This window comes from Caballeronia sp. dw_19, assembly GCF_018449515.1.
Classification (GTDB): Bacteria; Pseudomonadota; Gammaproteobacteria; order Burkholderiales; family Burkholderiaceae; genus Caballeronia.
The window spans coordinates 81,512-88,801 of the sequence record NZ_JAAVUQ010000031.1 but is presented as its reverse complement, the minus strand read 5'-3'; the positions used below and the strand labels follow the sequence as shown (position 1 = coordinate 88,801).

General features: G+C 62.3%; 7 protein-coding genes. 5 read left to right on the top strand and 2 right to left on the bottom strand.

The window, feature by feature from the left end; all coding sequences use genetic code 11:
- The first annotated feature begins 201 nt into the window (after nt 1-201).
- The 5 genes from HB376_RS30625 (at nt 202) to HB376_RS30605 (ending at nt 6,447) form a co-directional block, all read left to right on the top strand.
- Nucleotides 202-2,562 (top strand): UvrD-helicase domain-containing protein, encoded by a 2,361-nt coding sequence (locus tag HB376_RS30625; protein ID WP_213767414.1) that lies wholly within the window; start codon nt 202-204, stop codon nt 2,560-2,562.
- Nucleotides 2,559-3,350 carry a 5'-methylthioadenosine/adenosylhomocysteine nucleosidase gene (locus tag HB376_RS30620; protein WP_255631643.1) on the top strand — a complete coding sequence of 264 codons (792 nt, stop codon included), beginning with the start codon at nt 2,559-2,561 and terminating at the stop codon, nt 3,348-3,350. The genes HB376_RS30625 and HB376_RS30620 overlap by 4 nt, the downstream gene beginning before the upstream one ends.
- A gap of 270 nt (nt 3,351-3,620) precedes the next feature.
- Nucleotides 3,621-3,845: a hypothetical protein gene (locus HB376_RS30615; protein WP_213767413.1), complete on the top strand. Its 225-nt coding sequence runs from the start codon at nt 3,621-3,623 to the stop codon at nt 3,843-3,845.
- Complete coding sequence (locus tag HB376_RS30610; protein WP_346730610.1) at nt 3,842-4,366, top strand: hypothetical protein; 525 nt, start codon at nt 3,842-3,844, stop codon at nt 4,364-4,366. The genes HB376_RS30615 and HB376_RS30610 overlap by 4 nt, the downstream gene beginning before the upstream one ends.
- A gap of 104 nt (nt 4,367-4,470) precedes the next feature.
- Nucleotides 4,471-6,447 carry a propionate--CoA ligase gene (locus HB376_RS30605; RefSeq protein WP_255631642.1) on the top strand — a complete coding sequence of 659 codons (1,977 nt, stop codon included), beginning with the start codon at nt 4,471-4,473 and terminating at the stop codon, nt 6,445-6,447.
- 13 nt (nt 6,448-6,460) lie between these two features.
- Here HB376_RS30605 and HB376_RS30600 read toward each other — a convergent pair whose 3' ends face one another.
- Together HB376_RS30600 and HB376_RS30595 are read right to left on the bottom strand one after the other, a co-directional pair.
- Complete coding sequence (locus tag HB376_RS30600) at nt 6,461-6,985, bottom strand: DNA-binding protein (RefSeq protein ID WP_213767411.1); 525 nt, start codon at nt 6,983-6,985, stop codon at nt 6,461-6,463.
- Nucleotides 6,964-7,269 (bottom strand): hypothetical protein, encoded by a 306-nt coding sequence (locus HB376_RS30595; RefSeq protein ID WP_255631641.1) that lies wholly within the window; start codon nt 7,267-7,269, stop codon nt 6,964-6,966. The genes HB376_RS30600 and HB376_RS30595 overlap by 22 nt, the downstream gene beginning before the upstream one ends.
- Nucleotides 7,270-7,290: the final 21 nt, after the last annotated feature.

Sequence of the window (7,290 nt, the reverse complement as noted above, 5' to 3'; positions counted from 1 at the left end):
GCACAGTGGCTAATAGTGATAAAGAGAAAATCCGACTCTCGCAGACCACTAACGCTGAAAGCACCAACCCGGCATTGACCCCGACCGCCAACCCCAGAACCGACCACCCCGGCATCAACCCCGACCCCCCCGCCCCCCGAGTGCCAACGACCCCCGCCTGCTAACGATTTATAATACCCGTCCCACCGGAAAACTCCCCCCATGCCCGATCTGCTCGCCAATCTGAACCCCGAACAACTCGCCGCCGTCACGCTGCCGAACGAGCCGGCGCTTATCCTCGCGGGCGCGGGCAGCGGCAAGACGCGCGTACTCATCACCCGTATCGCCTGGCTGATCCAGCAGGGATTCGCGTCGCCCACAACAATTCTCGCCGTCACCTTCACGAACAAGGCCGCCAAGGAAATGATGGCGCGCCTGACCGCGATGATGCCTATCGACACCCGCGGCATGTGGATCGGCACCTTTCACGGCCTCTGCAACCGCATGCTGCGCGCCCATTTTCGCGACGCCGGCCTGCCGCAGACCTTCCAGATCCTCGATACCGCCGACCAGTTGTCGGCGATCAAACGCCTGATGAAGGGCCTGAATATCGACGACGAGAAATATCCGGCTAAAAATCTCCAGTACTTCATCAACAACGCCAAGGAACAAGGCCTGCGCCCGAAAGACGTCGACGCAACCGATTCCTTCAACATGAAGTTCGTCGAGTTGTACGCGGCCTACGAGCAGCAATGCCAGCGCGAGGGCGTCGTCGATTTCCCCGAGCTGCTCCTGCGCTGCTACGAACTGCTCGCGCACAATCCGCCGCTGCGCGCGCACTATCAGGCGCGTTTTCGCAACATCCTGGTCGATGAGTTCCAGGACACGAACAAGCTGCAATACGCGTGGCTGAAAATGCTGGCCGGCGAGCACAACGCCATCTTCGCAGTCGGCGACGACGATCAGTCCATCTACGCGTTCCGCGGCGCGAACGTCGGCAACATGCACGACTTCGAGCGCGAGTACCACGTGCGCAACATGATCAAGCTTGAGCAAAACTATCGCTCGCACGGTCATATTCTCGATACCGCCAACTTCCTGATCGCGAAGAATTCGCGGCGGCTCGGCAAGAATCTTCGTACCGACGCCGGCCACGGTGAACCCGTGCGCGTGTACGAGGCAGCGACCGACACGCAGGAGGCGGCGTGGATCGTCGAGGAGATCAAGTCGATGATCCATGCCGGCGCGGCTCGCAGCGAAATCGCCATCCTGTATAGAAGCAACGCGCAGTCGCGGACCATTGAGCACACGCTGGTGAACGCGGGTATTGCGTATCGCGTGTATGGCGGCTTGCGGTTCTTCGAGCGTCAGGAAGTGAAGCACGCGCTGGCGTATCTGCGCCTGATCGACAACCCCAACGACGATACCGCGTTCGCTCGCGTCGTGAATTTTCCGACGCGCGGGATCGGTGCAAGGTCGATCGAGCAACTCGCCGATGCCGCGCGCCTCTACAACTGTTCGATGGCCGCCGCCGTTCCCTATGTGATGGGCAAGGCGGGTTCGAGCATCGGCGCGTTTGCGCAACTGATCGCCAGGATGCGCGCCGAAACGCAGCAGATGAGTCTTCCTGAAACCGTGGAATACGTGGTTCGCGCAAGCGGTCTCGCCACGCATTACGAGAACGAGCGCGAAGGTCAGGACCGGCTGGAGAACTTGCAGGAAGTGGTGAATGCCGCAGCGGCGTTCGTACAGGAGGAGGGCTACGGGCTCGATACCCCCGCGCGCTCCATTCCGCTTCGTCCGGGCGCGACGAACGCGCCGGAAATCGGCTTGACGACCGACGATCCGTCCGTCGATGTGCTCGACGCGGCAAGCCCCGCCGATCCCGCGCAAAACCCCGACACCATGACGCCACTGGCCGGGTTCCTGTCGCACGCATCGCTCGAAGCCGGCGATAACCAGGCCCAGGCCGGCCAGGACGCGGTGCAACTGATGACGGTGCACGCAGCCAAGGGCCTTGAATTCATGGCGGTGTTCATCACGGGCCTGGAGGAAGGCCTGTTCCCGCACGAGAACAGCGCGCAGGAAAGCGACGGGCTCGAAGAGGAACGCCGGCTTGCGTACGTGGCGATCACGCGGGCGAAGGAGCGGCTGTATCTGTCGTTTGCACAGAGCCGGATGTTGCATGGCCAGACGCGCTACAACATCCGTTCCCGTTTCTTCGATGAACTCCCCGAAGGCTCGCTCAAGTGGCTCACACCGAAGGTGGAGGCGGGCGCGCGCTGGGGCGGCCGGTCAGATAACGCCGGCTGGGGCCGCGACTGGTTCGCACGGCCCGACAAGGAACGCGCCGCGTACGCCGATCCCGATGCCGGCAAGCCATTGCCCGCGTTCGCCAACAACCAGCGAGCCGCCGACACCGGTTTCAAGGTCGGTCAGGCCGTATTTCACAACAAGTTTGGCGAAGGCACGGTGATCGGACTCGAAGGGGCCGGCGCCGATGCCCGTGCTCAAGTCCGCTTCAAGCGACACGGCGAGAAGTGGCTCGCGCTGGCGGTTGCGAAGCTGCAGGCGGTGGAATGACTGCGGGCATGAACTATCTCGGCATCATGGCCGCGTTGCCGCAGGAACTGGGCGACCTGATCGAATCGATGCATGTGGGCGGTGAGGTGCGTACCGAAACCATCGGCCGGCGCGAGTATCACGTCGGCATCGCGCATGGGGTGCCGTGCGTGGTCACGCTCGCGCGCGTCGGAAAGGTGGCTGCGGCGGCGACGGCGAGCGCGCTGATTCACGTGTTCGGCGTGAACGCCATTGTGTTCACCGGCGTGGCCGGCGGCGTGCGCGCCGACGTGCGTGTAGGCGATATCGTGATTGGTGAAACGCTGATGCAGCACGATCTCGACGCATCGCCGTTATTTCCGCGCTTTGAAGTGCCGTTGCTGGGCATGGCGCACTTTCCCGGCGATGCGACGCTGAATGCCGCGCTGGCAGAAGCATGCAGGGCATTTCTCGTCGATGAACATGCTGCGTTGGAGGCGCGTTTTGGTGTTCATCCGCCGCGATTGCACCGCGGGCTGATCGTGAGCGGCGACCGGTTTGTATCCAGTCACAACGAAGTGAATGCGCTGCGAGCAGCGTTACCCGACGCGCTGGCGGTCGAGATGGAAGGCGCGGCGCTCGCGCAAGTGTGTTTCGAGCACGGTGTCCGGTGCGCTGTCGTGCGCACGGTTTCCGATACCGCCGACGCCGACGCGCCCGAATCCTTTCTCGATTTCCTGCATGCGCTGGGCGGTGCCTATTCGTCAGGAATTCTGCGACGGTTTCTGGCGGCTTGGGCTCGCGGCGACGACGTGCGCCTCCCTTCCTGAACGTTGCTTTCGTCATCGCCTGGCTGTTCACCTCAGGTCCCAACGCCCCTTCTGTACTGCGCGGAAATACGCGGCTAACGCACTGCGTCCTTATACGCGTCCTATCGCCGCAGCAGGGCGACCCGCCCGTGCCATCTTCGCGATGCCGCCTTCAGCGCCGTGGCATATCCCGCATCTCCTTCGGTTCTCCTCCCGACTCGCTCCCCAAAATTCCCTCTTGTAAGTGAGAATGATTCGCAATTACAATGCTCGGGACGACAGGAGGTCCACATGACCGAAACGACGCCCGATTCCAGCCGGGCACAGCGCGCAATGTCCGCGAACGCCGCACGGGTGATCGAGACCACGCGCCGAGCATGGCTCGCCGCAGCGGCGCAACCCATCAGCGATATCAGCGACATCGCGAAGCAGCCCCGGCCGCCCCGGTTTTCACGTCGTCCGATAGTCGCAAACCTTGCATTAGCCATGAATTTCTGGAGTACGAGACCGCTGTGATTGCTACCCCATCTCCCTTGGCCAAGTCCGTCAGCCCCGCCGCCGTTATTGACGCATCCGACGCGTTCGACGCGTTCCATATTCCCGATCAGCGCATGCACGACGCCAGCCGCTTTCCGCTCGTGCGCTTGCGCCGGCGCGCAGTGCAGCCGGGCTATGCCTTCGGCTGGGGCGCCGAGATGCAGCGGTTGTTATTGTTGAAGACGCCGTTCGTGATCGTGTCGGAACATGACGCCGATGAAACCGCCGATGACACGCGCCTGCGCAGCGCCTGGCTACGTTCCCATCGGGAAACACTCGCCCTTTTTTGCCGCGGATTCATAGTGATCGAGCCGAGGATAGAAGCGCGGGCGTCGACGCGGGAGGCCGTGCGCGCCGCGACCGAGGGCAGTGGCGTGCGAATGGTCGTGGTGTCCAGCATGCGAGTGGCCGGCGAACTCGCGCCCGTGCTGCTCAAACATTCGGCAAGCGATCTGGAGAAATCCCGATCAACCGATCAGCCGCGCCTGCAAATGCCCTAGCGTCGCAGTCTGTGTTGAAACGAAGGCCGGCGACGTGGCGGAGCCGCTCATCGCGCGGTCGACTCAGGGCCGTCCCCCTCTAGCAGCGTCCCACGGCCTGAACTATGCTCAGGAGCAATTCGTCCGCGCCTGAGGATGATTCAGGCGCGGCGTTCCGCTACCAGACAGGGGTTCAGACAGGGGTTCGAATGCCGACTTATCGTGAAGCTCACCGCCGTTCGATCGAAGATCCGGAATCGTTCTGGGGCGAACAGGCGCGGCGCATCCATTGGGAAACGCCGTTCGAGCAGGTGCTTGATCGCAGCAATCCGCCGTTCGCGCGCTGGTTTGTCGGCGGCAAGACCAATCTTTGCTACAACGCCGTTGATCGGCATCTCGCCGCCCGCGCGCAGCAAAACGCGCTGGTGTATGTATCGACGGAAACGGGCATCGAGCGGCGCTACACCTATGCCGAGCTGCACGCCGAAGTGAACCGCACGGCTGCCGTCATGCGCTCGCTCGGCGTGAAACAGGGCGAGCGTGTCCTGATCTATTTGCCGATGATCCCCGAAGCCCTGTTCGCGATGCTCGCCTGCGCGCGGCTCGGCGCAATTCATTCGGTCGTGTTCGGCGGCTTCGCGGCGCCGAGCCTGGCGGCGCGTATCGATGACGCCACGCCCGTGCTGATCGTTACCGCCGACGCCGGTGCGCGGGCCGGCAAGGTGATCGATTACACGCCACTTGTGGACGAAGCGCTGGCACGCGCCACGCATAAGGTGCCGAAGGTGTTGTTGATCGACCGCCAGCTCGCGCCGGAACGGTTGCAGGCGCCGTATCTGGTTTCCTACGAGCCGTTGCGTGAACAGTTCTTCGACGCCCTTGTTCCATGCGTATGGCTCGAATCGAACGAGCCTTCGTACGTGCTCTACACGTCGGGGACGACCGGCAAGCCGAAGGGTGTGCAACGCGACGTGGGCGGATACGCGGTGGCGCTGGCGGCATCGATGGAACATATCTTTCAGGGCAAGCCTGGCGACACCATGTGGACCGCGTCGGACGTAGGCTGGGTGGTCGGGCACAGCTACATTATTTATGCACCGCTGATTGCCGGCCTGACAACGGTCATGTACGAAGGCACACCGATCCGCCCCGATGGCGGTATCTGGTGGCGGATCATCGAGCAGCACAAGATCAACCTGATGTTCACCGCGCCGACTGCGTTGCGCGTGCTCAAGAAGCAGGACCCGAAGCTGATGGAGCAGGCGGATTTATCGAGTTTGCGCACGCTCTTCCTGGCCGGTGAACCGCTGGATGAACCCACGGCGCAGTGGATTCAGAGCGCGCTCAAAAAGCCCGTCGTCGATAACTACTGGCAGACCGAAACCGGCTGGCCGATGATCGCGATTCCACGAGGGATTGAAGCGTTGCCGCCGAAGCTCGGATCGCCGGGCGTACCGTCGATGGGCTTTGCATTGACCGTGCGAAACGAGGCGACGGGTGAAATCTGTGCGCCGGGCGAGAAGGGCGTGATCACGCTCGATTATCCGCTGCCGCCGGGCTGCATGCAGACGGTGTGGGGAGACGATTCGCGCTTCATCAAGACGTACTGGGAAAGCGTGCCGGGGCAGCAACTTTATTCGACCTTCGACTGGGGCGTGACCGATGAAGACGGCTACGTATCCATCCTCGGACGCACCGACGACGTGATCAACGTGGCGGGGCATCGGCTGGGCACGCGCGAGATAGAAGAGGCGTTAAGCAGTCACCGGGCCGTGGCTGAAGTGGCGGTGGTGGGCGTGGCCGATTCGGTGAAAGGGCAAGTCGCACTGGCCTTCGTCGTTTTGCGTGATGCGCGGGCCTTGGAGGCAGAGGGCGCACGTGAAGCACTTGAGGCCGAACTGTGTCTAAGCGTGGATGCGCATTTGGGTGCGATCGCCCGGCCCGCCAGAGTCCATTTTCTGGCGATGCTGCCGAAGACCCGGTCGGGCAAGTTGCTGCGGCGGGCGATTGCTGCGTTGGCCGAAGGGCGCGACCCCGGCGATCTGCCGATGATCGAGGATGCCGGGGCGCTGGTGCAGGTGAAGGAGGCTTTGTCGCGGTAGCGGCGCGTCCTTTTTATTTCACCAAAGCCCTCAACTCACGCTCCGCCCGGGGCGTGAGCCGCTGCGCTTCTTTCGTGAGATTGACCTGCATGGTTGTCTCCGCAATTTCGTGAACCGCTTGCTCAAGCTGGTACGTGCCTTTTGCCTTGAGCCAGTCCATGACTTCCGCCAGATGCCATATTGCGGTGCCGCCCTCGTGCACCGGCGATGGAAAGGTGTCCGCGTTCGTGAGCATTAACTTGCGCATGTTCTGCCGCGTGACGCCGATTGCGTCGGCGACGTCGGTCAGGCCGACAAAATCCGGTGAAGCTTCCACCAGAGCGGCGGACGGAATGGCCGACTTGACATCCTTCAAGGCGCTCATGAGTGCCGCTTGCGCGCTGTCTGCTTCCCGCGTGAATGCCAGCGCAATTCGCCCCGGCTGACCAACACCGATCAATGCGTCGTCGCATCCTGCGGCACCGAGACGTCCGATCAACGCTTCGTGATCGCAGTCGCTTTCCGATAACCGGTACTTCAATGTGAACGTGTATTCCATGGTGTTGCCTTAATTGAGACCGTTGATTGTCCGGAAACCTTGTCTGACTGAAATGTGCAGTTGTCGACCACGCGCTTGATGGCTCGCGCATGATTCACCGCATTCTTCGGCGTGCTCCACACACTGGTAATACAAAACTCGCCGCAGCGGCACTCGGCCGCGTTGTAGGGGCAATAAATTCGTCCCCACGCATGGCTTCCTCCTTGTTCGACGCGCCAGCCATGCGTTTCCGCGTGCCGCAATGCTTCTTCAATTTCCTTCTTCTGATGCTGTGATCGAGTCATCGTTAGCCCCATGATAGAGGC